Consider the following 24680-nt stretch of genomic DNA (forward strand, 5'->3'; position numbering starts at 1 on the left):
TGCCCGGCTCTCCGCGCCTATCCGGTCATCGGCGCCGGTCCGGCGGGTCGGCGATGCGGATCGCCGCGCCCACCACCGGGTCGGCGAGCAGCGCCTCCAGTTCGCGGACGGAGAGTGCCTGCGGCGCATCGCGTCGGGCGTCCACCGAACACAGGAAGCCGAACGGCTCCTTCCCCGCGTTCACGAACTGGTGCGGGACATCCGGCGGGATGACCACGAGGTCGAAGGGCGCGACCTGGAACACATTGCGGCCGGCGACGACCGTCCCCGTTCCCCGGAGCACGACGATGGTGTGGGCGTGGGCGTGTTTCTCCAGGCTGCTGAATCCGCCGGCGCCCACCTCGAAGTACCGCAGCTGAAAGGCGAAGCCGTCTCCTCCGGCCAGCGTGTGCCGGACGACGTGGCGCCAGCCCATGCCCGCCGCTCCGCTCTCGCCCCGCTTGTACACCTGCGCCGGAACGCCTTCCCAGCTGAAGGTCTCCGGATCGAACTTTCGGTGGGCCAGGGCGGAGCGATCGACGACCGGCTCGGGCAGATCGCAACTGCCGGTTTGCGTCGTCGCCGGATCCGGCGCAGCGGCCGCATCAGGCGCATCTGAGGATGAGATCGGCGGAGCGGGCGAAATCTGGGACCGTCCGGGGCGGGATCTCACGGCCGCACCACCACCTTCAGGGCGTCGGCGGCCTCGCGCACCAGACGGTACCCTTCCGGAGCCTCGTCGAGAGGCAGGCGGTGGGTGACGAGGGTCTCTACCGGCATGCCCCCGCGGATGAGGGCCAGCGCCTCGCGGGTGTCGGCGGGACCGCAGGAGTACGACGGCACCACGCTCACCTCCCGAAAGTACGCGTCGTGGACCGGCAGCATCCAGCGGGCCTCGGGTTCCGTGGGCGTGAACAGGACAAGGGTGCCGCCGGGGGCGGCGGCCTCGAAGCCGGCCTGGATGGCCTCGATCGAGCCGGGGCCGACGATGACCACGTCCGCCCCTTCGCCGGCGGTGACGTCTCGGACGACCTGCGCCGGCGGTGTCTCCCGAACGTCGATGACGTGGTCGGCGCCGGCCTCGCGGGCACTGGCCAGGCGGCGGGGGACGCGGTCCGCGGCGAAGATCTCCCCCGCCCCCAGCCTCCGGGCCAGCATGACGTGGAGGAGCCCCATGACGCCGAGCCCGATGATCAGGATGCGGTCTCCGGCCCGCAGGCGGCCGCGCCGGATCGACTTCACCACGGTGGCCAGCGGCTCGATGAAGGTCGCCGCTTCGTCGGAGACCTCCTCGGGGACCAGCAGGGTGTCGCCGGCAACGATCTCCTCGGGGACCACCGCGAACTGCGCCAGCCCGCCCGGAATCAACCGCGTGCGCCGCCAGGTCGCGCAGTGGACATAGTCCCCGCGGCGGCAGGCGCGGCAGCGCAGGCAGGGCGCGTGGTGGTGCACGAAGACGCGGTCTCCCGGGGCGAACTCCCGCACCGCCGCGCCGCAGGCGACCACTTCGCCCACCGGCTCGTGCCCCAGGACCAGCGGCGCCTTGCGCGCCATGTACCAGTCCATCGCCTCGCCCGGGCAGAGGCCGCAGGCGCGGATCCGCACCAGCAACCCGCCCGGACCGGGGGCGGGCAGGCTGACCGTCTCCAATCGCAGATCGTCGGGGCTGTGGAAGACGACGGCGCGCGTGCGGACTACGTCCATCCGACGGCCTCCGGCAGGATCGCGTACTTCACGCCGTGGCCGCGGTCCAGGGAGGCGAAGACGTCCGCGATGCCGGGGAGGTCCCGCACGCCGCTCACGATCGGCCGCACGTCGATGGCGCGGGTGGCCAGCAGGCGGTGGGCTTCCTCCACGTCCGCCGGGCGGTAGTGGAAGCTGTTGATGATGTCCACCTCGTCGTAGTGCAGCCGGGTGGCGTCGAAGGCGACCTGCGCGCCGGCGGCGAGCCCGGCGAAGAGGAGCACCCGCCCGCCGCGGCGGGCCCACCCCGCCACCTCGACCCACATGCGCGCGCTGCCGGTGCACTCGATCACCACGTCGGGGCCCTGCCCGTCGCCGGCGTCGCGAATCTTGCGGGCCACGTCGTCGTGCTCGGTATCCACCACCGCGTCGGCGCCCATGGCCGCGGCCAGCGCCAGGCGCTCGCGGCGGCGGCCCACGGCGATGACGCGGACCCCCATCGCCTTGGCCATGCGGATGTGCAGGAAGCCGATTCCTCCCAGGCCGACCACGGCCACCTGCTCGACCGGCGTCGGCCGCAGGCGGCTCCAGGCATGCACCACGCAGGACAACGGCTCCAGGAACGCCGCCTCGATGTAGGAAAGCCCCGAAGGCTTGCTCAGCAGGTGGGTGGCGGCCACCTTCTCGGAGACGAGCAGGTAGTCGGCGTAGGCGCCGAGCACGATGCCTTCAAACTGCCGCTCGCAGAGGTTGTGGCGCCCGCGCCGGCAGGCCGCGCACTGGCCGCAGGGGGCCGTGGGCAGGGGCACCGCGGCGTCGCCTTCGCGCACCCCGCGCACCTCGCGGCCGACCGCAACGACGTCCCCGGCGCACTCGTGACCGAAGGGGCCGAAGGGCACCTTGGGATGGCCGCGCCGGTAGGTCTTCAGATCGGTCCCGCAGGTCAGCGCGGCGCGGACGCGCAGCACCACCTCCCCGGGACCGGGCGCGGGGACGGGCAGGGTGACCAGCTCGATGTGCCGCGGCTCCCGCAGGACGGCCTGGCGCATCACCGCCGTGGACTCCGCCGGGGAAGCATGCACTTCGACCACGTTGTGGCGATCGGACACACCCATGATTTCCAAAGGCGGCGTCCGGTTCCTTCAGGACGCGGGGCCCGCCTCGACCGGGCCCGCTTCTATGGGATACTGCCCGTTCATCCAGGCCACGATCCCGCCCGCGATGTTGTACGCGCGATCGTGCCCCTGCGCGCGCAGCGCCTGCACCACGGCGGCGCTGCGCTGGCCCACGGCGCAGTACACGATCACGGGACGGTCGGTGGGCACCTCGCCCAGCCGCGCGGGGAGCTCGCTCAGCGGAATGAGCCGGGCGCCGGGGATCCGGGCCGTCGTCCACTCCCACGGCTCGCGGACGTCCAGCAGGACGGCCTCCCCGCCGTCGAGCAGTTCCTTGGCCTGCTGCGGGCTGATGTCGGCCGACGGCACCGCGACGGCCGGGGATGCTCCGACGGCCGACGCTCCGGCCGGCACCAAGGAGGCGATCACCGCTGTGGGCGCGTGGACGGCGGAACGGCCCGGCACGCCGCAGAAGGCTTCATAATCAATCAGTTCGGTGATCGTGGGGTGGTCGCCGCACACCGGGCAGTTCGGGTTGCGGTTCCAGCGCAGGGTGCGGACCTCGCCGGAGAGGGCGTCGAAGATCAGCAGACGGTTGACCAGCACGTCGCCCCGTCCAAGCAGGAGCTTCACCGTCTCCAGCGCCTGCAGCGTCCCCATGAAGCCGGCCAGCGCGCCGATGATCCCGCCCTCGGCGCAGGAGGGCACGGCGCCCGGCGGCGGCGGCGTCGGGAACAGGCAGCGGTAGCACCCGGAGCCCGGCAGGAAGGTGGTGGCCTGCCCCTCCCATTTCAGGATGCTGGCGTCCACCAGGGGCTTGCGCAGGAAGACGGCGGCGTCGTTCACCAGGTACCGGGTGGGGAAGTTGTCGCTGCCGTTGACCACCACGTCGTAGTCGCGCAGGATGTCCAGGGCGTTGTCGCTGCTGAGCACCGTCTGGTAGGGGACCACGGTGACGTCGGGGTTGATGTCCTCCAGGGTGCGGCGGGCCGACTGGGTCTTGGGGCGGCCGACGTCGTGGGTGAAGTGCAGCACCTGCCGGTGCAGGTTGGTGAGGTCCACGCGGTCGCCGTCCACCACGCCCAGCGTCCCCACGCCGGCCGCGGCCAGGTAGAGCGCCACCGGGCTGCCCAGCCCGCCCGCGCCGATGATCAGGACCTTGCTCTCCAGCAGCCTGCGCTGGCCGGCGACGCCGAGCTCCTCGAGGATGATCTGCCGCGCGTAGCGCTCCATCTGCTCGTCACTGAGCAGCGGACCGCGGTGGGTAACCGCCATAGACGACTGCCTCCTTGAATCCCCATTCTAGCACAGCGGGTGCGGGTGACCGGGGCACACCTCCGAGCACGCGACACACCCCCGAACCCGGTACACACCCGAGCACCCGACACACACCCGAGCAACGGAGGCGCCGCCCGCGGCATTCCACTCGGGTCGCGCGGCTCGGGGAGCCGCGGGGCTCGAGGGGCCGCGCGGCTACGGGGCTCGAGGGGCCGCGCGGGTCGGGGGCCGCGGGGGTCCAGGGGTCGAGCGACTCGGGGTGTCCCGCGGCGGCGGACTGTCGGAAGGCGGATCGCACCGGCGGGCGGGGGGACGAACCGCGGTCTCCGCCCGCCGGCGCGGGATGAGGGAAGGACGAGGCCTACTTCACCGGGCCGCTCTGAAGCTCGACCACCACCGTGGCCTGGCGCACGCCCTTGTTGAAGACGTCGACGTCCGCGCGGACCTCGACGGTGCCGACCGCGAACAGCGTGTAGATCTGTTTCAGATTTCCCAGGATCAGCGTTCCGTCCCACCGGGTCGCGGTGAACGTGCCGGCGGGCACGGTGACCTTCAGGGTCTTGCCGCGGGAGACCACGTTGCTCCACCCGCTGCGGCCGGTGACCTCGCCGTTGGTGTAGATCTCGGCGCGCCCGGCCAGGGCCTCGTCCACGCCGGTCTGCGCGTAGGGTTTGTCGAAGACGGTCTCGGTGGTCGAACGGCCGTCGCTCGACGCCGCCACGGCCACCCGGAAGTACTTCCCCGTCCACAGGGTCAGGTGCCGCTCCACCTCCTTGGCCAGCGATTCACGCGTCTCGAAGAGATGGTAGCTCTTGCCCTGGAACGTGGTGGGGCCGCGATAGGTCACGGTGCGCGTCGTCACGGTCCGGCTGCCCTGGGGGGTGGCGCGGAGCACACGGTAGGTCCAGACTGTTCCGGGCTTGAAGGGCACCGGCGCGGGCGCGGCGGCCCGGGCCGGCCCGGTCGCCGCCAGCGCCGCGACGAGGGCCAGCGCCGCCAGCATGAACCGCATGGGGGGACCACCTCCTGTCTACCATCTGTTACCCATCCCGTGAAAACGGCAGACCCGTGAAAGCGGCAGACCCGGTGGTAGGAACGACAGAGGCGGGAACGACAGAGGCAGTGGGCACGGCGGAGGCTGCTTGGGTCGGGCGGAGGCTGCCCGGGCCGGCAGTTGACGACCGACACCGCCCGAGGGCGGTGTCATGCGCTATCATCAGGGAGGATCGCGGGGGGAGGGCGGGCCATGAACATCCGGCACGTGCTGGCGCAAAAAGGCGGCCAGGTCTACACGGTCGGTCCGGACCAGACGGTGCGCGAGGCCCTGGCGCTCCTCGCCGCGCACAACGTCGGCGCGCTGGTGGTGGTCGATCGGGAGGGCCGGCCGGTGGGGATCATCTCGGAACGGGACATCGTCCGCGCCGCCGTTGCCGACGAGCAGCTCTTCGGCCGGCCGGTGCGGCAGTTGATGACCCGCGAGCTCATCGTCGCCTCGCCGGAGGACGACCTGCGGGTCGTGGCCCATACCATGACCGAGCGGCGGATCCGGCACCTGCCGGTGGTCATGGGAGACCGCCTGGTGGGTATCGTTTCTATCGGGGATCTCGTGAAGGCGCAGCGCGACGCATACGAGGGCGAGATCGACATCCTGGAAGCGCGCGTGACCCCGGAGCATCCATGAGGGTGCCGGGCACCGAGGATCATCCGGTCCGCGTGGCGATCATCGGCGCCGGGCCCACGGGATTCTACGCCGCGGAGCAGCTCCTCAGCCGGAAGGACCGGATCGCCTCGGTGGACGTCTTCGACCGCCTGCCCACGCCCTACGGCCTGGTCCGCTACGGGGTGGCGCCGGACCACCAGAAGATCAAATCGGTCACCGCCGTCTACGACCGGACGGCCTCGCATCCCCGCTTCCGCTTCTTCGGCAACGTGGAGTACGGGAAACACCTCACCCTCGAAGACCTGACCCGCCACTACCACCAGATCGTCTTCTGCACCGGCGCCCAGACCGACCGCCGCCTGGGCATCCCCGGAGAAGACCTCGCCGGCAGCTATCCGGCCACGGAGTTCGTGGCCTGGTACAACGGCCATCCGGACTACACCGACTACCGCTTCGACCTCTCCCAGGAGGTCGCCGCCGTGGTAGGCATCGGCAACGTGGCCGTGGACGTGGCCCGGATCCTGCTGCGCTCGGCCGACGAACTGGCCCGGACCGACATCGCCGACTACGCGCTCGAGGCGCTGCGCGAGAGCCGGATCAAGGAAGTGCACATGCTCGGCCGGCGCGGGCCGGCCCAGGCCGCCTTCACCAATCCCGAGATCCAGGAGCTCACCGAGCTTCCCAACGCCGACGCCACGGCCCGTCCGGAGGAAGTGGCCCTCGACGAGCTGAGCAGAGCCGCCGTCGAGCGCACCCGGGATTACACCACGATGAAGAAGGTGGAGATCCTCCAGGCCCTCGCCGCCCGGCCCAGCCGCGGCAAACCCCGCCGACTGGTGCTCCGCTTTCTGGTCTCGCCCACGGCGCTGGTCGGATCCGACGGCCACGTGCGGGAGATGCACCTGGTCCGCAACCGGTTGGAAGCCACCCCGGCCGGCACGCTGGTGGCGAAACCCACGGGGGAGACGGAGACGCTTCCCGCGGGGCTGGTCTTCCGCTCCGTGGGCTACCGCGGGGTCCCCCTCCCCGGCATCCCCTTCAACGACAAGTGGGCGGTCATCCTCAACGACAAGGGACGCGTGCTGGATCCCGACACGCAGGACCCCCTGGTCGGACTCTACACCGCGGGGTGGATCAAGCGCGGGGCGACGGGCGTGATCGGCACCAACAAGCCGGATGCCGCCGAGACCGCGGCCAACATGCAGGCCGACCTGGATCAGGGCCGCATGCTGGCCCCCGACCATCCCGAGCCGGAGGCCATAGACGCGCTGGTCCGGGAGCGGCAGCCCTACGCCTTCTCCTACGCGGACTGGCGGAAGCTGAACGAGATCGAGGTGGCCCGGGGCCGGGCGGCCGGCCGCCCCCGCGTTAAGTTCACCCGCATCGAGGAGATGCTCGCCGCCCTGGGCCGGACGTAGGCCCCGCCGAAGACCAGCAGAACCGCAGAGGAACAGCACAGGAACCACGAAAGGAACCGCGTTGGCAAGGGAAGAACCCTAGCGGCACGTCGTTTCGGGGGCCGCGGGGCGTGGATCCGACAATCCTGCCGGCCAAACTGCAGATCCCACTCGCGCAACCCAAGACGCTTCATCGCGCCCGCCTGACGCGGCGGCTCGATGAAGCGCTACACCGGCCGGCCACGATCATCGCCGCCGATGCGGGATTTGGGAAGAGCACGCTGGTCGCGGCCTATCTCGCCGACGAGGGCCGCCCGGCGGTGTGGTACCGGCTGGATCGGGGGGACAGCGATCCAGCGCTCTTCGCCGCGCACCTCCTGCACGGACTCCGGCCCTACCTACCGCGCCAGGCGCACGCGGCGGCCGTCGGCGGTCTCGGCCATGTCACGGACTGGCGGGTGGCGAGCCACCTGCTCTCCGTCAGCCTCCACCGCCTGCGGACCGATGTCGTCATCGTGCTCGACGACTTTCATCTGCTCGACGCGCCGCAGCTCGCGGAGGCGATCACCCGCCTGATCGAAACGCTGCCGGCGCGCGCCCGCCTCGCGCTGCTCACCCGGAGCAGACCGGCCTTCCCGCTGGCCCGGTGGCGGATCGAGGGTCGCCTCGCGGAGATCGGGACCGAAGATCTCCGGTTCACGGCGGAGGAGGTGCGCGACCTCCTCGTCGGCCTGCACGGGCTGCCGCTGTCGGAGGCCTCGCTCCACCTCATCGGCGCCCGGACCGAGGGGTGGCCGGCCGGGATCGTGCTGGCGCTGCACGCGGCGATCACGCGCGGTCCGCAGGCGGTCGCCCAGTCCTTGAGCACCCTGTCGGGATCGACGCGCGAGATCTACGACTATCTGGCCCAGGAGGCCTACGAGCGCCAGGCGCCCCCGGTCCAGCGGTTCCTGCTGGCCTCGGCCGTCGTCGCCCAGTTCAGCGTGCCCCTGGTCGAGGCGCTCCTCGACACTCCGGCGGACGAGCTCCGGACGATCGTCGATCATCTGGAACGCAGCCACCTGTTCATCGTTCCGCTGGACAGGGAGCGCCTGTGGTACCGGTATCATCACCTCTTCCAGGAGTTCCTCCGGCAGGTCGGAGCCGAGCAGGACCAGGAGTGGATCCGCGACATCCATCGGCGCGCCGCCGCCTGGTGGGAACGCGCCGGCGACGTCCACGAGGCGATGACCCACCTCGCGGCGGCTGGGGAAACCCGGCGGGCGGCACATCTGCTGAGCGCCAACGGGACCGACATCGTCTCCCGCGGACACCTGGAAACCATCCGCCGCTGGCTGGCGGCGCTGCCCGAGCCCTTCTGGCACGCGGCGCCGCGTCTGTACTACATCCGGGGACTGGCCCAGCTCATCGCCGGGACTCCCCGGCAGGCCGTGCGGTCGCTCCAGCAGTCCCGCCAGGTGCTTCGCGCCGCCGGCGATGTCGAGGGAGAAACCATGGCCGTCCGCTGGCTGGTCAATGCCGCCGCCTGGGAGGGCGAGATCGACCTGCTCTCCCGACTGCTCCCCCAGATCACCGAACTGGAAACGCGACTGCCGGACGGCGCGCTGATCCCCCGCGCCCATCTCCACGCCGCGGCGGGCCGGATCGCGCTGTGGACCGGAGATCTTCAGGGCGCCGAAGCACGCTGCCGCGGAGGCCGGGAGGCGGCCGCCGCGAGCGGCGACGCGTACACCGAGATCTGGTGCGCTCGGGCCCTGACCGACCTGCTCATGACCACCGGAAGGTTCTCCGAGGCCGCGGGCGTCTACGAGGAGATCATCGCCTCCGCCCGGGCGCGCGACTGGTGGCACGAAGCCGCCCACCTGCACACCGAGCTGGCCGAAGTGCTGCTGTTCCTGGGCCGGCTGGACGAGGCCGAACGCCACCTGGGCGAGGCCCGGCTGCTGCAGGCGACGATCCCCTGCCTGGTCCTGAAGGCCGAACTGGCCCATAAGACCGCCCAGGCCGCCGGGCGACAGGGGGCGCGGGACCGCGCGGAGGCGATCCTGCGGGAACTGCTCGGCCCAGGAGAGGGCGCGACGCCTTACGGTCTCTGGCGCTTTCTTGCCGCGGTGGACCTCAGCATTCTGCTGGCGGAGACGGCTCCAGGTGAAGCCCTGCGCCTCGCGGAGGAGGCGGTCGCGCAAGGGAGTCGGTTCGGGGTCGTCCGCCACGGCCAGGCACTATTTGCCGCAGGTCTCGCCGGGCGTTCCTCCGAGCAGTGTCGGGACGCGGCCGCGGCTTTCGCCAGGGCCTCCGCCCCCCACTGGCAGGCGCTGAGCCTGCTCCACGCCGCCGCACTCGCCCCCGCCGGAGACCGCACCGCCTTGAGGGCGCAGGCGCTGCTCGCTCTGCGGGGGCTCACCCCCGAGGGCTGGGAGTTCCTCCTGGCGCGCGTCTTTCCCGGAATCCTCGCCCCCTATCGGGACGATCCGGCGATCCGCGCCCGCGCCGCCCCGCCGGCCCGCCCGAACATGCCGCGGCTGACCGTCCGCTGCCTCGGCCCGTTCACCGTGATCCGCGACGGGATCCCGCTCGGCCAGAACGACTGGCCGCGGGCGGCGCCCCGGAGGCTGCTGCAGTACCTCCTTATTCAGGACAGACCTGTGCACCGTGAGGAAGTGATCGAGCACCTGTGGCCCGGCGCCGACCCGCAGCGCGGGGCCAATCAGCTGCGTGTGGCGCTGGCCCATCTGCGCCGCGTCCTCGAGCCGGACCGGCCCGCCCGAGCACCGTCCCGGCTGGTGCTCAGTTCGGCATCGACGCTGGCGGTGGCGCGGGACCGCCTCGATGTCGACCTCGATCGATTCCGCGCGGCCATCGCCAAGGGCGCCTCCGGCGCGGGGCCGGAACGGACCCGCGCGCTCATTGAGGCGGTCAGCCTCTACAGGGGACCGCTGTTCGCCGACGATCCGTACGAGGAGTGGGCCCACGTCCACCGCGAGCGGTTGGTCCGACAGTTCCTCGAGGCGCTGAGGCTGCTCGCCGAAGAAGAGGAACAGATGGGACGCCACGAAGACGCCCTCACCCGGTGGCGGGCGGCCGTCGAAGCCGACCCGTACGCCGAGCAGGCGTACCGCGGCATGATGCGCTGCTCCCTGGCGCTCGGCCGCAGTGCGGATGCGCTGCGGGCGTTCGCGGCCTGCACGCAGGCCCTCGCCGGCATCGACGCCGCCCCCTCCTCCGAGACCCTGGCTCTGCGCGACCTCGTTCCGGTTCCGCCCACCCGTTAATCCCCGGATAACGCCGCCCGGATAGAGTGGACCCCACTACCCGCTCCGGGGGGTGTGCCCTGGTGAAGAGAGCCGCGTGCCTGTCGATCCTGCTCCTGAGCCCGGCCTCGATCGGAGGCGTCGCCTGGGCGCGGGCCGCCGAGGCCGCGGTGGAAGTCGCGAACATCGGGCACAACGCCCTCAATCGGGGGACCGTTCCGCTCAAGTTCCTCGTCGTCTACACGGGCGAGGAAGGCAAACCGACGACGGTCGCCCCGTGACGGCCGACGATGCGCCTGGCCTACGATGCTCAGGCCGACGCCCTGAGTCTGACCTTCAGGGAGGGGACCGTGAGGAGCAGCCGGGAGATCGCCCGGAGCGTGATCGTCAATCTCGACCCGGCTGGGGAACCGGTGGCGATCGAAATCCTCAACGCCCGGCGATGGATCGGACGAAGGGGGCTGAGCCGGATCGCCATCGATCTGCAGGACCTCTGGCCGGCGGAGTGACGGACCCGGCCAACCAGGCGGCGCTGAGACACGAGGAGGCAGCGAGATGATCCGCATGCGTCACTTCACGATCATGCTGGGACTGCTGGTGGTGCTGTCCGCAGGTCAGGCCTCCGCGTCGCACACGGGGCTGCTCTTCGGCGCCTCGTCGCGGGTGGTCATGACGATGTCCGAGTGGAAGTTCTCGCCCTCCACCATCACCCTTCCGGCGGGGGTATCGGTCGATCTCGTCCTGGAGAACACGGGCATCCAGTCCCATGTCTTCATGGTCTATCCGGCGCCGAAGACACCGTACAAACTGACCAGCGACTGGTGGGAGTACGTGCTCGAGCGGACCTATTTCCAGGGCATGGGCGAGATCATCGTCCACCGCCGCTACGACTTCGTCGTCTCCGGGACGCGGCTGGCGGAAGTGGCGGTGGAACCGGGGAAGACGGTGACCCTCACGTTTACGCCGGTGAAGAAGGGGCGGTTCGAGATCGGGTGCCACCTTCCTACCGGCGGAGGGAGCCACTACGCCGCCGGGATGAAGGGCCTGTTCATCGTCAGGTAGGGGTGATCCTCCCTACCAGCGCAGCAGCAGGCGCAGCGCCTTGACGCGGTGGCGGCTGAGGGGCACCTCCTTCCGGCCGTCGAGGGCCAGGCTGTAGGCGTTGCGCGTCCAGGGGATGATGCTGCGCACATGCTCCAGGTTGACCAGGTAGGCGCGGTGGGCGCGGAAGAAGGGGGCGGGCTCCAGGCGCCGCGCGACGGTGGTCAGGGTCCAGCGGACGGGCAGTTCATCCCGCTCGGTGACGACGCGGACGCGGCCGCCGTCGGCATAGCAGTACAGGATCTCTTCCAGCGGCAGCAGCCGGATCTCGCCGTCCAGGTGGATGGGCAACCGCGCCGGAGCGGCCATGGAGCCATCAGGCGCAGGCGATCCCGCGACGCAGGGCGTGCACGGCGACTTCGGCCTGGCTGTGCACGCCGAGTTTGCGGTAGGCCGACTTGAGGTGGTTGCGCACGGTGTGGGCGCTGAGGTGCAGCTCCCGCGCGATGTCGCGCACCGAGTGTCCGGCCACCACCTGCTGGACCACCTCGATCTCCCGGCGGGACAGGGGGAACGGTCCGCGGGAGGCGATCCGCGGCGCGGCGGCCCGCTGCACGGCGGCGGGAGCGATGGCCGGATCGATCACCCGCTGGCCGGAGGCCACCCGGCGGACGGCCTCCACCAGCTGCGCGGCCGGAGCGGTCTTGAGGAGGTAGCCGGAGGCGCCGGCGCGCAAAGCCTCCAGGACGTAGGGTTCCTGGTGGAACATCGTCAGGACCAGCACGGGGATCGCCGGGAACTGCCGTCGCAGCGCCCAGGTGGCTTCCACACCGTCCATGCCGGGCAGCCCGATGTCCATGAGCACCACCGAGGGCTGGAGACGACGGGTCAGGGCCAGGGCTTCCGGGCCGCTGGCGGCCAGCCCCACAACCTCGAAGGCGGGGTCGGAGCGCAGCAGGACGGCCAGCGTTTCCGCCACCAGGCGGTGGTCATCGACGAGGAGCAGGCGGATGGCAGACACAACCAGACCTCCTCTGCCCTCCGCCTGATGCCGATCATAGCGGCCGCGGCCGAAACTGCAATACCGGAGGTGAGCTAGCCCGGCGGGACTGGTGGTCGGATGGCGCCCTCGGACGCCCCTTCTCCCTCGAGGAGACGGAAGAGGCGCCGCCGCAACTCGGGGGGCATGGGGCCTTCCCGACACTTCTCTTCGATCAGCGCCATCAGGCGGCGCTGGAACTCGTACTTCGAACCGCACCCCTCGCACTCGGCGACGTGGGCCCGGATCTCCAGGTAGGCGTCTTCGGAGACCTCGCCGTCCAGATAGCTCCAGACCTGCTCCAGTACCTGTTCACAGTCGATCTCGCTCATCGGGTCCCACCCGTCCCGCTCGCCGGAGACGGCCCGGCACCGACGTAACGGGCGCGGCGTGCATACTCCCAGAGCTTGACCTGGAGCTGGCGGCGCCCGCGGTGCAGGCGCGACATCACGGTGCCGATGGGAATGCCCAGGATCTCCGCGATCTCCCGGTAGGAGAAGCCCTCGATGTCCGCCAGGATGACCACGTTGCGGAAGGCCTCGGGCAGGCTGTCCAGCGCCCCTTTGACGTCGGCATCCATCAGGCTGCTCAGGAGCAGCTCTTCGGGGTTGCCGGCCCGACGGAAATCCTCGCTCTCGTGCACCTTGGAGTAGAGATAGAACTCGTCCACATCTTCCTGGTCCACCACCTCCGGCTCGCGCTCGCCCTTGCGGTAGCCGTCGATGTAGGCGTTCATGAGGATGCGGTACAGCCAGGCGCGAACGTTGGTGCCCGGACGGAAGGTGTGGAAGGACCGCCAGGCCCGCAGGAAGGTCTCCTGGAGCAGATCCTCCGCCCGCGTGCGGTTCCGGGTCAGGCGCAGGCTGGCCCCAAAGAGGCCGTCCAGATGTTCGCTGACCATGGCTTCGAACCGCGCCCGGTCCTCGGCCGTATATTCGCGCTGGTGGACCAATACCCCGGCTCCCATCGGTCGCCCGGTCCAACGGCCGGGCGTCCCCCCGCATTCCCGTCTTCTGTCACGGGCAACCAGCAAGACCAGCCGCGACACCCTGGTCCCCCCTCAGTGTACCTTACGTCGGGGTCGCCGAGTGTACCCGACATCAGGGTCGCCGACAGGCGTTGCGGTCCGGAGGCCTTCGTTCCGGTGCAGGACGGAGGCGCGCCCGCCGGGGCGCGGCGTCGGATCCGGCCCCGCGGCGTCGGATCCGGCCCCGCGGCGTCAGACCCGGCCCGCGGGTTGCCGCGCGCGGGCGCTGACGTCGGCGAGCGAGATTCCTTTGAGGACCTGCGCCACGGCGCCGTTGATGGCGTGCCACACCGGACGCAGGCTGCACCCGGCCGCGTAGACGCAGTCCGGCTCGCTGGTCTCCACGCACCACCAGGGAGCGGTGGACCCCTCCAGGACGTCGAAGGCCTCGTGCAGGCTGATCTGTTCCGGCGGCCTGGCCAGGGTGTGGCCGCCCGTGGGCCCGCGCTTGCTGCTCACCAGACCGGCCCGCCGCAGCGTTGTCATCAGCTGGTTCAGGTAGGGCTCCGGCAGTCCCTGCCGCTCGGCGATGTCGCGGCTCTGCACCGGCCCCTCGCCGTAGTGGTTGGCGAGGTCGATCAGCGCCCGCAGACCGTACTCCGCGCGCGTGCTGACCTTCATGCCACGATCACGGTCCCTTCGCTGACCCGGCCCTCGACGATCCGGAAGACCCGCACCTCGGGACAGGAGGGATCCTGCAACGAGACGATGAGGTAGAAGGAGTCGGGATAGGTGGCCTTGGCGATGTCGGTGCTGGACGGATAGGCCCTCGTCCTCGGGTGCGAGTGATAGATCGCCGTCAGCTCCAGCCCCTCGGCCTCCATCAGCCGGTGCGCCCGGTACAGCTCCTGGGGATCCATGTTGTAGGTCACCGGGCTGTGGTCGATATTCGTCCCCCGGAAGACCCGCTCCACCCGGTGCCCGTGCCCCAGGAGCAGCCCGCAGCACTCCAGGGGCGCCTCCTCCAGCGCCTGGGAGAGCACCGCCGCCAGGTGTCCGGCGGCCAGGACGACGGCGTCTACCCTCCTTTTATAGCAGAACCGCCGCCGGAAAGAAACCGACGTTCCCTCCCCCAGGCGCCCTTCCACGGTCACGAACCCGTCGTCCGACGCAAACTGCGGCGAGGTCTCCCACATCGCCGTGGAGAGGTACCGGTCCCCCCCGTCGGGACCGATCGCCACCACCACGCCGGCCTCCAGGGTGTGGGCCACGGCCAGCGCGCCGACCGCGGCCGCCCCGGCGGACTGTCCCGCCAGGATGCCTTCCTCGCGCGCCAGCCGCCGGGCCATGGCGTAGGCCGCTTCGGTCGGGACGGACACCTTGAGGTCGTGCCCCGCCGGATCGTAGATGCCGGGGACGATGGCCGTGGCCATGTGTTTGAGCCCCTCGATCCCGTGCAGGCCGCTGTCCGGCTCCACGGCGACGATCGTCACGCCGGGGGTTCGCTCGCGCAGGTACCGTCCGGCGCCCATGATCGTCCCGCTGGTGCCCAATCCGGCCACGAAGTGCGTGATCCGTCCGCCCGTCTGCGCGTAGACTTCCGGACCCGTGGTGGTGTAGTGGGCGCGGACGTTGCTGGGGTTGTTGTACTGGTCGGCGTAGAAGTAGCGGTCGGGCGCGGCGCGGGCCAGTTCCCGCGCCAGGAGGATCGCCCCGTCGGAGCCCTCGAGCGGGTTCGAGTACCGCACCTCGGCGCCGTAGGCCCGCAGGATGGCCTTGCGCTCGGCGCTCACGTTCTCGGGCACGACCAGGTGCACCGGATAGCCCTTGGCCGCCCCGATCATGGCGTAGGCGATCCCGGCGTTGCCCGAGGAAGCATCCAGGATGATGCGGCCGGGCCGGAGCCGCCCGTCCCGCTCCGCGTCCTCGATGATCGCCCGCACCGGCCGGTCCTTCACCGACCCCCCGGGATTGAACCACTCCGCCTTGATGTAGACCTCCACGGCGGGCGGCAGATCGGCGGTCAGCCGCCGCAGGCGGATCAGCGGGGTGTTGCCGATGCAGTCCAGCACAGAGGCCATCAGGGAAACGCGCGGCGGCGGACCTCACTCATCAAACAGGAAGGCCCCTTCCGGGTAGTAGCGGACGCGGCCGTCGAGCAGGCGGGCGCGGACGAGCTCCTGCAGGCGGGCGTTGGCGCGGTCGATCTCCTTCCCCTCGGCCAGAAGGTCCAGCGGGATGTTCACCCGCAGCGCCCGGCCGGGGATCAGGTGGCGCGTGATGCCCGTGGGCAACTTCGCCGGCGAGGCGGCGATGGCCACGATATCCTGCTTGTCCAGCTGGGGAAAGACCACCACGGCGGAGATCTCCCCGTAGCTGCGCACCAGGGTATCGAAATCCTCCGTCGGCACGCGGTAGATCCGCGCCGCGCCCTTGTAGGCGGCCACCACCCGGCGCAGCAGATCGGCCAGCCGGTGCTGCGGCGAGAGGGGCACGACGAAGGCGTGGGCGTTGGTCAGGAGGTAGCAGGCCGCCTGCCGGTCCCGCAGCGCCTTCGCCGCCGCCTCGCGGGAGGCCGCCTCCAGCGGGACGCCGGCCTCGCGCAGCGCCCGGGGCAGGTCCATCGGGTCCAGGATCAGATGGCGCCACACCTCCAGGCGGACCGCCGGGTCGTCGTAGTTCACCACCTGGAGCGGCACCGCGGGCAGGTCCAGACGGGCCAGGGCGCTGACCCGGTTGGCGCCGTCGAGCACCACATAGCCGTCCTCGCCGAGCAGCGCGGCCACCGGCGGGTTGCGCAGCATGCCGTCGCGGCGCAGCCGCTCGGCCAGGCCCGCCACCCGCAGCGGGTCGGCGTCCTCGTGCAGGGCCACCTGCGCCCGGGACACCACGCGCAGGTCGGGCAGCACGCGGCCGGCGACGCGCAGATCCATCAGGACCGCCCGACCTGCCTGGCCAGGTAGTCGATGACGTCGATCTTCGTGACGATCCCCACCACGGCGCCGTGGTCCACGACGACCGCGGCGTTGGCGGAGAGGAAGATCCCGGCCAGGGCGTCCACCGGCGTCTGCGGGTCGACCACCGGCGGCGCGGGATCGACGATGGACTCGATGGGATCGGCCCCCCGGTGGTCGCCCTGGAGCAGCGCGTTGAGGAGGTCCACCTCGGAGATCATGCCCACCAGCCTGCCCTCGTCCAGCACGGGCAGCTGCGAGACGTCGTGTGCCTTCATCTTGGCGATGACGTCGTTCATCGCGTCGCCCCGCGAGGCCGTGACCAGCCGGCCCTCCCGGCCCCGGAGGAGATCGCCCACCACCCCGGGCGTCTCGAGGAACCCGTGCTCGCGCATCCAGTCGTCGCTGAAGAGCTTGCTGAGGTAGCGCGAGCCGGAGTCCGGCAGGATGACCACCGCGCGCAGGCCGGCGCCCGTCTCGGGCAGCGTCCGCAGATACTTGACCGCGCCGGCCACCGCGGCGCCGCCGCTGCCGCCGCAGAAGATGCCCTCCTCCCGGACCAGGCGGCGGGCGGTGAGGAACGCCTCCCGGTCGGACACCTGGACGACGTCGTCCAGCACCGAGAAATCCATGGTCTGGGGGAGGAAGTCTTCGCCGATCCCCTCCACCTTGTAGGTGTGGGGTTCGGGCAGGCGGCCGGTCCGGAAGTACTCGTAGAAGACCGAGCCGACCGGGTCGACGCCGATCACCCGCAGGCGCGGCTGCCGCTCCTTCAGGTAGCGGCCGGCGCCGGAAATCGTCCCGCCGGTGCCCATGGCCACGACGAGGAGGTCGATCCGGCCGCCGGTCTGGCGCCAGATCTCCGGGCCCGTGGTCCGGTAGTGGGCCTGGGGGTTGGCCGGATTGGCGTACTGGTTCGCGTAGAAGGCGTTGGGCGTTTCCTGCGCCAGGCGCCGGCTGACGCTGTAGTAGCTGCGCGGATCCTCCGGCGCCACCGCGGTGGGCGTGATCACCACCCGCGCGCCGAAGGCGCGCAGCAGGCGGATCTTCTCCTCCGACATCTTGTCCGGCATGACGAAGATCGTCCGGTAGCCGCGGACCGCGGCGGCGATGGCCAGGCCGACGCCGGTGTTTCCCGAGGTGGCCTCCACGATCGTGCCGCCCGGCCGCAGCGCGCCGGAGCGTTCGGCCTCCTCGATCATCGCCGGGCCGATCCGGTCCTTCACCGATCCTCCGGGGTTGAGGAACTCGAGTTTGGCCACCACCTCGGCCCGCACACCCCGCGTCACCTTGTGCAGCCGGACCAGCGGTGTGCGGCCGATGACCTCCAGGATGGTGTCGCAGATCTCCTCCGCCCCGCCGGCCATGGCCGGGATGATCGAGACCTCGTCGCCCTCCTCCAGGGGCGTGCCCAGGCCCTGCCGCTGCCGGATCTCGACGCCGTTGACGAAGACGTTGATGAAGGCCCGCACCCCGCCCGCCTCGTCGCACAGCTCGCGCCGGATCCCGGGAAACTGCCGCTCCAGGGCCTCCAGCGCCTCGCCGACATCGGCGGCGCGGACGGCCACCTTGGCCTGTCCGCCGGTCAGCCGGCGCAGCGGGGTGGGAAGGTAGACGGTGGCCATGGCTTCTCCGTTCAGGACGCGGCCGAAGCGAGCGCCTGCTGCAAGTCCTCAACGAGATCGTCGGGGTGCTCAATTCCGACGGAGAGGCGCAGCAGCCCCGGATCGATCTGCAGCGGGGAGCCGGCCAGACTGGCGTGGGTCATGCTGGCCGGATGGTCCAGCAGCGACTCCACGCCCCCCAGGCTCTCGGCCAGGGTGATGACCCGGACCCGGGCGGCCACCGCCCGGGCCGCGGCCTCTCCTCCCTTCACAATGAACGACACCATCCCGCCGAATCCGCTCATCTGTCGACGGGCGATCTCATACCCCGGGTGCTCGGGCAACCCCGGATAGCACACGCGCGACACGCCACGGTGGCTTCTGAGGAACTCGGCAATGCGCATGGCGTTTCGCGCGTGGGCTTCCATCCGCACGGCCAGCGTGCGCAGCCCGCGCAGGACCAGCCAGCAGTCGAAGGGCCCCGGGACGGCGCCGGCGGCGTTCTGGTGGAACTTCAGCGTCTCGTAGATCTCCTTGCTCGAGGTCACCACCGCGCCGCCCACCACGTCGCTGTGGCCGCCGAGGTACTTGGTGGTGGAATGGACGACGATGTCGGCGCCGAAGCGCAGCGGGCGCTGGAAGTACGGCGAGGCGAAGGTGTTGTCCACCACGACCAGGGCGTCCCGGCCGTGGCCGAGGTCGGCCAGGCGGGCCAGGTCCAGAATCTTCAGATACGGGTTGGTCGGGGTCTCGATCAACACCATCCGGGTGCGGGGCGTGAACGCCGCCTCGACCTGCGTCGGATCGGTCATGTCCACACAGGCCGACTGGATGCCGTAGCGCCGCAGCACCCGCACGAACAGCCGGTACGTCCCGCCGTAGACGTCGTCGGGCAGCAGGACGTGGTCGCCGGGGTTGAGCAGGTAGGCCACCGCGGTGATCGCCGCCATCCCCGAGGCGAAGGCCAGTCCGTAACTGCCTTCCTCCAGGGAGGCGAGGGCCGTCTCCAGCGCGGTGCGCGTCGGATTCCCCGTGCGGGCGTACTCGTATCCTCGGTGCTCGCCCGGGGCGGACTGGGCGAAGGTGGAGGTCTGGTAGATGGGCGGGATGACGGCGCCGGTGGCGGGATCGGGGGCCTGACCGTCGTGGATGGCGCGGGTCTCGAAGCGTCGGGTCATGGCGGCGACCCCGCGCCGACGGCGCCGGCCGGCTCGACGGCCGCCCTGGCCCGCAGCGCCTCCACCGTGACGGGCTCCAGCGCGAGGTCGTACACCTCCGCGAAGCGCCGGGCGTACGCGGCGCGGACGTCGGCCATGGCCACGGGACGGCCCAGCAGCCGGGCCATCGACGTGACCGGTTTGCCCAGGCCGCAGGGGTTGATCAGGGCGAAGTGGCCGAGGTCGGGATCGACGTTCAGGGCGAAGCCGTGCATCGTCACCCTGCGCTTCACCGCCACCCCGACGGAGGCGATCTTCTCCCCGCCGACCCACACCCCGGGGTATCCCGGCAGTCGGCCGGCGGCGATGCCGAAATCGGCCAGGGTGCGCAGCAGCGTCTCTTCCAGCGACCGCATGAAGCCCACGATGTCCTCGCCGTACCCGCGCAGGTCGAGGATCGGGTAGCCCACCAGCTGGCTCGGCCCGTGGTAGGTAATGCTGCCGCCGCGTTCGATCTCGTAGACGCCGAACCCCTGCGCCCGCAGAGCCTCACGCGGAAAGAGCAGGTGCTCGGCCTTCGTCGACCGCCCGATGGTGAAGACGGGTTCGTGCTCCAGCAGGATCAGCCCGTCGGAGATCGCCCCCCGCTGGCGCGCGGCCACCAGCAGCTTCTGCAGCGCCCACGCCTCGGCGTAGGGCGTCAGCCCCCGATCCAGATCCAGCAGCCACCCGGTCCGTCCCATTACCCCCCATTGTACCAGCGAGCCCCGCCCGGGCCGACTGCCCCGGGCGGGCGATCGCCGCCGGAGGCCGGCGGAGGTGACTTCCCCGCGTCAGGGTCCGCAGGCGGCCGGAGCTCATGCCGGCGGCTCGATCACCCCGCTGAAGGTCGTCACCTCCAGGCCGCGCCGGCGCAGCGCGGCCAGGAAGGGGGTGAAGCCCACGGCGTCGCCGGCCAGGTGGCCGGTGATGATCAGGTTGCCCCGACCCTCGGCCCGCAGCCGCTGCAGGTCGGCGTAGTCGATGTGGATGTAGACGACGACGTCCACGCCGTGGGCGAAGCAGGTGCGGGCCACGGGATAGCCCCCGTTGGTCAGCGCGCCGTGGGCGACCACCACGGTGCGGACGGGATGGTCGGGGTGCCCCAGGACCAGCTGCACCGTGGTGGGCGCCGCGCGCATCTCCGGCAGCGCGGCGAGGGCCTCCACTACATCGGCCACGCGGGCCCGGCCGTCCGCCAGCACCGCGTCCACCTGCCGGCGCATCCGCCGTCGGCCGATCTCGTCCAGAGGAGCGTGGATGTTCATGAAGGGCATCCCCAGCAGCCGCGCCGTGGACGGCACGTGGTCGGCGTTGGAGATCTGCCCGCGGAGTTTCGTCGCCTCGATGCGGTCGGCGATCGCCTCCCGCGCCGCCTCCTCCGGGACGCCGGAGGCGGTCATGAACTGGATGTGGCGGGCGAGGACCTTCCACTCGTCGATGTAGACCCCGGTGGGATGGTGGGCGATGACGAGGTCGAAGCCCAGGGCCCGGGCCAGGGCGATCTCCGCCGCGCCCACGTCCACCCCGAACAGCACGCGGCGGATGTTGCGGCCGGGAACGAAGACCGCGGAGTCCTCGGGCACGCGGTCCATCCCCGCCAGCTCCAGGGCCAGGCTCATGATCTCGTCGGTGGTCATCGCGGCGGGTCGACCGCCGGCACGACATCGGCCAGCACGGCCTCGCCGTTGGGGAAGCAGACGAGCGGGTGACCCGGGTCGATGGCCACCCGCACCGTCGCGCCCGGCGGGTAGTGCACGGTGTGGTCCTGCAGGCTGTGCAGGATGCGCCCCGAGGGCAGCCGGACGCGGTAGAGGTGCTGCATCCCTCTGAACATCCGCGACACCACCACGCCCCCCTCGCCCGGCGCGATCGCCACATCGTCGGCCCGCACCAGGAGGTCCACGGCGGTCCCCTCCGCCAGCGGCGGCCGCTGCGGGATCAGACCGACCTCCGTGCGCAGTCCCTGCGCGGTCACCGTGGCGGGGAGGAAGTCGGCCCGACCCAAAAAGTTGGCGATGAACCGCGTCCGCGGCTGCTGGTAGACCGCCTCCGGCGTGCCGACCTGCTCGACCACGCCCCGGTGCATGACCGCGACTTCGTCGCCGATCTGGAGCGCTTCCTCCTGGTCGTGGGTGACGAAGACCGCGGTGGTGCGGGTGCGCAGGAGAATCTCCCGCATCTCCTCCCGCAGCTGCTGCCGGAGGTCGGCGTCCAGGTTGCTGAAGGGCTCGTCCAGGAGGACGACCAGCGGGTCGCGGGCCAGGGCCCGGGCCAGGGCGACCCGCTGCTGCTGGCCTCCGGAGAGCTCGTAGGCCATCCGGTCCTGCAGCCCGGCCAGTCCGACGAGGTCCAGCAGCGCGGCGACGCGGCCGGGGTCGGCGCTTCTCCCGGGGAGCCCGTAGGCGACATTCTGTCCCACGTTCAGGTGCGGGAACAGCGCGTACTCCTGGAACACCATCCCGATCCGCCGGCGCTCGGGAGGCACCATCACCCCCGGCCCGCTCACCACCTGGCCGTCGATCTCCACCGTGCCCGCGTCCGGGACCTCGAGGCCGGCGACGAGCCGCAGCACCGTGGTCTTGCCGCAGCCGGAGGGCCCCAGCAGGGAGAGGATTGTTCCCCGCCGCACCGTGAGATCGAAGCCCCGGAGGACGGGCAGCGCCCCGAAGGATTTGTGCAGACCGCGGAGGCGGATCGCGTCACTCATCGCGCCACCGGAGCCCCTCCTGCGACAGGAGCACCCCCATCGACAGAGAGGAGGCCAGCACCAGCAGGAGCGCGGGGACCGCGGCGCGGGCGAAGAGCGCCTCCGTGGCCGCCGACCACACCCGCATCGCCAGGGTCTCGAAGCCGATGGGGCTGAGCAGCAGCGTGGCCGGCAGTTCCTTCATCGTCGTCAGGAAGACCAGCCCCGCCGCCGCCACCGCGCCCCGGCGGGCCAGGGGAATGGTCACGCTCCAGACGACCTGGCGCGCCGTACGTCCCAGCGTGCGCGCCGACTCTTCCTGCGCCGGACTCACCTGGAGCAGCGCGGCGCGGAGCGGCCCGAGCGCCTGGGGCAGGAACAGCACCATGTAGGCGAAGACCAGCAGGGCCAGCGTCTGGTACAGCGGCGCGGCGTAGCGGGCGCCGAAAAATACCAGCGCCAGGGCGACCACGATCCCGGGAAGGGCGTAGCCCGCATAGCTCAGGCGGGCCAGGGCGGCCGGCAGCGGCCCCCGGAACCGCACGGAGAGGATGGCCACCGGCATCGCGGCGGCCACCGTGAGCAGCGCCGCCAGCAGCGCGGCGTAGAGCGAGTTCACCAGGGGAGGCAGGCTCAGCAGGATCGTCTCGCCGTGGCGCAATCCGACGACCAGCCAGTAGGCGATCACGGCCACCGGCAGGAGCACGCCGGCGGCGACCACCGCCGCCGGCAGCGCCAGGGCCGGCCAGCGCCAGCGACCGAGCCTGACGCGCCGCGGGAGCCGCGCCGTCGCCGACCCGACCCGGTGGTAACGGACACGACCCCGCCGACCTTCCAGGAAGACGACGAGGACGGTGAGCGCCACCAACACCAAAGACAGCACCGCGGCGTAGCTGCGGTTGAAGGAGCCCTGATACTGCAGGTAGATCGCGGTGGTGAAGGAGTCGAAGCGCATCATCGAGACCGCGCCGAAGTCGCTGAAGGCGTAGAGGACGACCAGCAGCCCGCCGGCGCCGATCCACGGCCGCAACAGGGGGAGGGTGACCCGGCGGAAGGTGGCCCACGGACTGCGTCCCAGCACGCGGGAGGCCTCCTCGACCGCGGGATCGATGCCCGCCAGCCCCGCCCGGACGCTGAGCAGGACGTAGGGGTAGGTGAACAGGCTGAGCGTCAGCCACGCCCCGGGGAACCCGTAGAGCTCGGGCAGGCGCTCCAGCCCCCACAGCCGGTGCAGGATCACCTGCAGCAGACCGGTGGGTCCCAGGGCCGTGATCAGGGCGAAGGCGCCCACATAGGAGGGAAAGACCAGAGGCAGGACGGTCAGCACGCGCCACAGGGATGCGCCCGGCAGGTCGGTGCGCACGGTGAGCCAGGCCAACGGGACGGCAAGCGCGACCGCCGTCGCCGCCACGGCCGCGCCCAGGAGCACCGTGTTGAGCAGCAGGCGAAAGGTCCGCGGGCTCAGCAGCAGCGGCAGGACGCCCTCATCCGCCCCGGCCGCCCGCACGATCAGGTACGCGACCGGCAGGAGCACCGCGCCCGCCACGAGCACGGCGGGGATCCAGAGGAAGGGCGGAGCGGCAGGCCGGCGCGCCCCGGCCTGCCGCCCGATACTGCCGGGCCGCGGCAGCGTGACCGCCATCTACAGGAGACCGGTCTCCCGGAGGAGCTTCAACGTCTCCTCCAGCGCCTGCAGGTGGTTCAGGTCCACCTGAGGCGTCCTGATCTGCGCCAGCGGCGGCAGGAGGGGGTTGGCCGGGATGCCGCTCACCAGGGGATATTCGAAGGTCTCGCCGGCGAAGTACCGCTGCGCCTCGGGCGAGAGGAGAAACTCCACGAAGCGCTGCGCCGCCGGAGCGCGCGCGGTGTCCACGACGCCCACCCCCGCCACGTTGACCAGATTGCCGGCGTCCGCCCCCGGGAAGAAGTAGTTCCGCGCCGGGAACGCCGGGCCGCGCTCCCGCAGGAAGGCGAAGAGGTAGTAGTGGTTGACGAAGCCGACGTCGATCTCCCCCGCTCCGACGGCGGCGACGATCGCCGTGTTGTTGCGGTAGGCGCGCGCGCCGTTGGCCTTGATCCCCAGCAGCCACCGCCGGGTCCGTTCGTTCCCCCACAGCAGGCGCATGGCCGTGACGTGGGCCTGGAAGGAGCCGTTGGTCGGCGCCCAGCCGATCCGGCCCCGCCACTTCGGCTGAGCAAACTCCGCGATCGACGCCGGAAGCTCTTCGGGCCTCAGGCGCCGGGTGTTGTAGACGACCACCCGCGCCCGCCCGCTGACGCCCACCCACCTGCCGTCGGCCGACCGGAAGCGGGGCTCCACCCGGCTCAGAATCTGTTCCGGCAGCGCCCGCAGCCGCCCGGCAAAGGCCAGGGCCCCCAGGGCGCCGGCGTCCTGGGCGAAGTAGACGTCGGCGGGACTGTTTGCCCCTTCTTCCAGGATGGTGGCCGCCAGCTCCGCCGTCTCGCCGTACCGCACCCTGACCTGGATGCCGGTGGAGGCGGTGAAGCGCTCGAAGAGCGGCGCGACGAGGTCGCGGCTGCGGCCGCTGTAGATGGTGAGGGCGGCCGGCTCTCCGGCGGCGGGTCCGATCCCGCCGGCGGCCAGGACCACCAGCACGACGGCGACAAGAACCCACACCCGACGCATCCTGTTCCTCCTGCGTTCGCAGGCCCGGACGATTCGACCGGCGCCCGGAGCCGCGCCTTGCCCCTGTGGCGCGGTTAGGCTATCCTAATCCCGGAGTTGGGTCAATCCTATTGCCGCCCGATCGACCCTCCTCAGAGGAACCGAGGCGGCGGCGGGACGGCTTCGATCGGCGCCGCTGAT

25 protein-coding genes are annotated in these 24680 nt (G+C 71.4%); 6 read left to right on the forward strand and 19 right to left on the reverse strand.

From position 1 onward, the window contains the following. Positions 1 to 25: 25 nt before the first annotated feature. The 5 genes from QN141_08585 to QN141_08605 all read right to left on the reverse strand — a co-directional run bounded on the left by QN141_08585 (position 26) and on the right by QN141_08605 (position 5067). Positions 26 to 652: a cupin domain-containing protein gene (locus QN141_08585; GenBank protein MDR7558532.1), complete on the reverse strand. Its 627-nt coding sequence runs from the start codon at positions 650 to 652 to the stop codon at positions 26 to 28. Beyond that, on the reverse strand, positions 649 to 1683 hold the full coding sequence (locus QN141_08590; GenBank protein ID MDR7558533.1) for a zinc-binding dehydrogenase: 1035 nt from the start codon (positions 1681 to 1683) through the stop codon (positions 649 to 651). Before QN141_08590 ends, QN141_08585 begins: the two co-directional genes overlap by 4 nt. Further along, on the reverse strand, positions 1674 to 2777 hold the full coding sequence (locus QN141_08595) for a zinc-binding dehydrogenase (GenBank protein ID MDR7558534.1): 1104 nt from the start codon (positions 2775 to 2777) through the stop codon (positions 1674 to 1676). The genes QN141_08590 and QN141_08595 overlap by 10 nt, the downstream gene beginning before the upstream one ends. Positions 2778 to 2804: 27 nt before the next feature. Beyond that, positions 2805 to 4052 (reverse strand): molybdopterin-synthase adenylyltransferase MoeB, encoded by a 1248-nt coding sequence (moeB, locus tag QN141_08600; protein ID MDR7558535.1) that lies wholly within the window; start codon positions 4050 to 4052, stop codon positions 2805 to 2807. Positions 4053 to 4416: 364 nt separating this feature from the next. Continuing rightward, positions 4417 to 5067 carry a hypothetical protein gene (locus QN141_08605; GenBank protein MDR7558536.1) on the reverse strand — a complete coding sequence of 217 codons (651 nt, stop codon included), beginning with the start codon at positions 5065 to 5067 and terminating at the stop codon, positions 4417 to 4419. A 234-nt stretch (positions 5068 to 5301) separates the two neighbouring features. On the opposite strand from QN141_08605, the gene QN141_08610 reads away from it, so the two are divergent. The 6 genes from QN141_08610 (at position 5302) to QN141_08635 (ending at position 11425) form a co-directional block, all read left to right on the forward strand. Continuing rightward, positions 5302 to 5736 (forward strand): CBS domain-containing protein, encoded by a 435-nt coding sequence (locus QN141_08610; protein MDR7558537.1) that lies wholly within the window; start codon positions 5302 to 5304, stop codon positions 5734 to 5736. Beyond that, the gene (locus QN141_08615; GenBank protein ID MDR7558538.1) at positions 5733 to 7133 is read left to right on the forward strand and encodes an FAD-dependent oxidoreductase; all 1401 of its coding nucleotides are present in this window, start codon (positions 5733 to 5735) and stop codon (positions 7131 to 7133) included. Before QN141_08610 ends, QN141_08615 begins: the two co-directional genes overlap by 4 nt. A gap of 110 nt (positions 7134 to 7243) precedes the next feature. Continuing rightward, complete coding sequence (locus QN141_08620; GenBank protein ID MDR7558539.1) at positions 7244 to 10384, forward strand: BTAD domain-containing putative transcriptional regulator; 3141 nt, start codon at positions 7244 to 7246, stop codon at positions 10382 to 10384. A gap of 62 nt (positions 10385 to 10446) precedes the next feature. Next, complete coding sequence (locus tag QN141_08625) at positions 10447 to 10644, forward strand: hypothetical protein (GenBank protein MDR7558540.1); 198 nt, start codon at positions 10447 to 10449, stop codon at positions 10642 to 10644. A gap of 9 nt (positions 10645 to 10653) precedes the next feature. Continuing rightward, positions 10654 to 10872, forward strand: coding sequence for a DUF2283 domain-containing protein (locus tag QN141_08630; protein ID MDR7558541.1), 219 nt, complete (start codon positions 10654 to 10656; stop codon positions 10870 to 10872). A gap of 46 nt (positions 10873 to 10918) precedes the next feature. After that, complete coding sequence (locus QN141_08635; GenBank protein MDR7558542.1) at positions 10919 to 11425, forward strand: hypothetical protein; 507 nt, start codon at positions 10919 to 10921, stop codon at positions 11423 to 11425. 12 nt (positions 11426 to 11437) lie between these two features. Here QN141_08635 and QN141_08640 read toward each other — a convergent pair whose 3' ends face one another. The 14 genes from QN141_08640 to QN141_08705 all read right to left on the reverse strand — a co-directional run bounded on the left by QN141_08640 (position 11438) and on the right by QN141_08705 (position 24500). Continuing rightward, positions 11438 to 11773 carry a LytTR family DNA-binding domain-containing protein gene (locus tag QN141_08640; protein MDR7558543.1) on the reverse strand — a complete coding sequence of 112 codons (336 nt, stop codon included), beginning with the start codon at positions 11771 to 11773 and terminating at the stop codon, positions 11438 to 11440. Positions 11774 to 11780: 7 nt separating this feature from the next. After that, positions 11781 to 12425 carry a response regulator transcription factor gene (locus QN141_08645; protein ID MDR7558544.1) on the reverse strand — a complete coding sequence of 215 codons (645 nt, stop codon included), beginning with the start codon at positions 12423 to 12425 and terminating at the stop codon, positions 11781 to 11783. Between the two features lie 74 nt (positions 12426 to 12499). Continuing rightward, positions 12500 to 12775 (reverse strand): mycothiol system anti-sigma-R factor, encoded by a 276-nt coding sequence (gene rsrA, locus QN141_08650; GenBank protein MDR7558545.1) that lies wholly within the window; start codon positions 12773 to 12775, stop codon positions 12500 to 12502. Continuing rightward, positions 12772 to 13410 (reverse strand): sigma-70 family RNA polymerase sigma factor, encoded by a 639-nt coding sequence (locus tag QN141_08655; protein ID MDR7558546.1) that lies wholly within the window; start codon positions 13408 to 13410, stop codon positions 12772 to 12774. The genes rsrA and QN141_08655 overlap by 4 nt, the downstream gene beginning before the upstream one ends. A 252-nt stretch (positions 13411 to 13662) precedes the next feature. After that, positions 13663 to 14091, reverse strand: coding sequence for an Rrf2 family transcriptional regulator (locus QN141_08660; GenBank protein MDR7558547.1), 429 nt, complete (start codon positions 14089 to 14091; stop codon positions 13663 to 13665). Next, entirely contained in the window at positions 14088 to 15482 is a 1395-nt protein-coding gene (locus QN141_08665) for a pyridoxal-phosphate dependent enzyme (GenBank protein ID MDR7558548.1), read from the reverse strand. The genes QN141_08660 and QN141_08665 overlap by 4 nt, the downstream gene beginning before the upstream one ends. A 33-nt stretch (positions 15483 to 15515) precedes the next feature. After that, complete coding sequence (locus QN141_08670) at positions 15516 to 16343, reverse strand: hypothetical protein (GenBank protein ID MDR7558549.1); 828 nt, start codon at positions 16341 to 16343, stop codon at positions 15516 to 15518. Further along, positions 16343 to 17989 (reverse strand): cystathionine beta-synthase, encoded by a 1647-nt coding sequence (locus QN141_08675; protein MDR7558550.1) that lies wholly within the window; start codon positions 17987 to 17989, stop codon positions 16343 to 16345. The genes QN141_08670 and QN141_08675 overlap by 1 nt, the downstream gene beginning before the upstream one ends. Before the next feature lie 11 nt (positions 17990 to 18000). Beyond that, positions 18001 to 19146: a cystathionine gamma-synthase gene (locus QN141_08680; GenBank protein ID MDR7558551.1), complete on the reverse strand. Its 1146-nt coding sequence runs from the start codon at positions 19144 to 19146 to the stop codon at positions 18001 to 18003. Next, complete coding sequence (gene lipB / locus QN141_08685) at positions 19143 to 19868, reverse strand: lipoyl(octanoyl) transferase LipB (GenBank protein ID MDR7558552.1); 726 nt, start codon at positions 19866 to 19868, stop codon at positions 19143 to 19145. Before lipB ends, QN141_08680 begins: the two co-directional genes overlap by 4 nt. 114 nt (positions 19869 to 19982) lie before the next feature. Beyond that, the gene (locus tag QN141_08690; GenBank protein MDR7558553.1) at positions 19983 to 20804 is read right to left on the reverse strand and encodes a Nif3-like dinuclear metal center hexameric protein; all 822 of its coding nucleotides are present in this window, start codon (positions 20802 to 20804) and stop codon (positions 19983 to 19985) included. After that, positions 20801 to 21874, reverse strand: coding sequence for an ABC transporter ATP-binding protein (locus QN141_08695; protein ID MDR7558554.1), 1074 nt, complete (start codon positions 21872 to 21874; stop codon positions 20801 to 20803). Before QN141_08695 ends, QN141_08690 begins: the two co-directional genes overlap by 4 nt. Beyond that, the gene (locus QN141_08700; protein MDR7558555.1) at positions 21867 to 23495 is read right to left on the reverse strand and encodes an iron ABC transporter permease; all 1629 of its coding nucleotides are present in this window, start codon (positions 23493 to 23495) and stop codon (positions 21867 to 21869) included. Before QN141_08700 ends, QN141_08695 begins: the two co-directional genes overlap by 8 nt. After that, positions 23496 to 24500 carry an iron ABC transporter substrate-binding protein gene (locus QN141_08705; protein MDR7558556.1) on the reverse strand — a complete coding sequence of 335 codons (1005 nt, stop codon included), beginning with the start codon at positions 24498 to 24500 and terminating at the stop codon, positions 23496 to 23498. Between the last annotated feature and the right edge of the window lie 180 nt (positions 24501 to 24680).

The sequence above is a fragment of the Armatimonadota bacterium genome (genome assembly GCA_031459765.1).
GTDB classification, from domain to species: Bacteria; Sysuimicrobiota; Sysuimicrobiia; order Sysuimicrobiales; family Kaftiobacteriaceae; genus Kaftiobacterium; species Kaftiobacterium secundum.

Bases quoted from the DNA above. Each gene is read 5' to 3' on its own strand.
- QN141_08590 (MDR7558533.1), bottom strand. From the start codon at position 1,683: ATGGACGTAGTCCGCACGCGCGCCGTCGTCTTCCACAGCCCCGACGAT.
- QN141_08595 (MDR7558534.1), bottom strand. From the start codon at position 2,777: ATGGGTGTGTCCGATCGCCACAACGTGGTCGAAGTGCATGCTTCCCCG.
- moeB (MDR7558535.1), bottom strand. From the start codon at position 4,052: ATGGCGGTTACCCACCGCGGTCCGCTGCTCAGTGACGAGCAGATGGAG.
- QN141_08605 (MDR7558536.1), bottom strand. From the start codon at position 5,067: ATGCGGTTCATGCTGGCGGCGCTGGCCCTCGTCGCGGCGCTGGCGGCG.
- QN141_08610 (MDR7558537.1), top strand. From the start codon at position 5,302: ATGAACATCCGGCACGTGCTGGCGCAAAAAGGCGGCCAGGTCTACACG.
- QN141_08615 (MDR7558538.1), top strand. From the start codon at position 5,733: ATGAGGGTGCCGGGCACCGAGGATCATCCGGTCCGCGTGGCGATCATC.
- QN141_08630 (MDR7558541.1), top strand. From the start codon at position 10,654: ATGCGCCTGGCCTACGATGCTCAGGCCGACGCCCTGAGTCTGACCTTC.
- QN141_08635 (MDR7558542.1), top strand. From the start codon at position 10,919: ATGATCCGCATGCGTCACTTCACGATCATGCTGGGACTGCTGGTGGTG.
- QN141_08640 (MDR7558543.1), bottom strand. From the start codon at position 11,773: ATGGCCGCTCCGGCGCGGTTGCCCATCCACCTGGACGGCGAGATCCGG.
- rsrA (MDR7558545.1), bottom strand. From the start codon at position 12,775: ATGAGCGAGATCGACTGTGAACAGGTACTGGAGCAGGTCTGGAGCTAT.
- QN141_08655 (MDR7558546.1), bottom strand. From the start codon at position 13,410: ATGGGAGCCGGGGTATTGGTCCACCAGCGCGAATATACGGCCGAGGAC.
- QN141_08660 (MDR7558547.1), bottom strand. From the start codon at position 14,091: ATGAAGGTCAGCACGCGCGCGGAGTACGGTCTGCGGGCGCTGATCGAC.
- QN141_08670 (MDR7558549.1), bottom strand. From the start codon at position 16,343: ATGGATCTGCGCGTCGCCGGCCGCGTGCTGCCCGACCTGCGCGTGGTG.
- QN141_08675 (MDR7558550.1), bottom strand. From the start codon at position 17,989: ATGGCCACCGTCTACCTTCCCACCCCGCTGCGCCGGCTGACCGGCGGA.
- QN141_08680 (MDR7558551.1), bottom strand. From the start codon at position 19,146: ATGACCCGACGCTTCGAGACCCGCGCCATCCACGACGGTCAGGCCCCC.
- lipB (MDR7558552.1), bottom strand. From the start codon at position 19,868: ATGGGACGGACCGGGTGGCTGCTGGATCTGGATCGGGGGCTGACGCCC.
- QN141_08690 (MDR7558553.1), bottom strand. From the start codon at position 20,804: ATGACCACCGACGAGATCATGAGCCTGGCCCTGGAGCTGGCGGGGATG.
- QN141_08695 (MDR7558554.1), bottom strand. From the start codon at position 21,874: ATGAGTGACGCGATCCGCCTCCGCGGTCTGCACAAATCCTTCGGGGCG.
- QN141_08700 (MDR7558555.1), bottom strand. From the start codon at position 23,495: ATGGCGGTCACGCTGCCGCGGCCCGGCAGTATCGGGCGGCAGGCCGGG.
- QN141_08705 (MDR7558556.1), bottom strand. From the start codon at position 24,500: ATGCGTCGGGTGTGGGTTCTTGTCGCCGTCGTGCTGGTGGTCCTGGCC.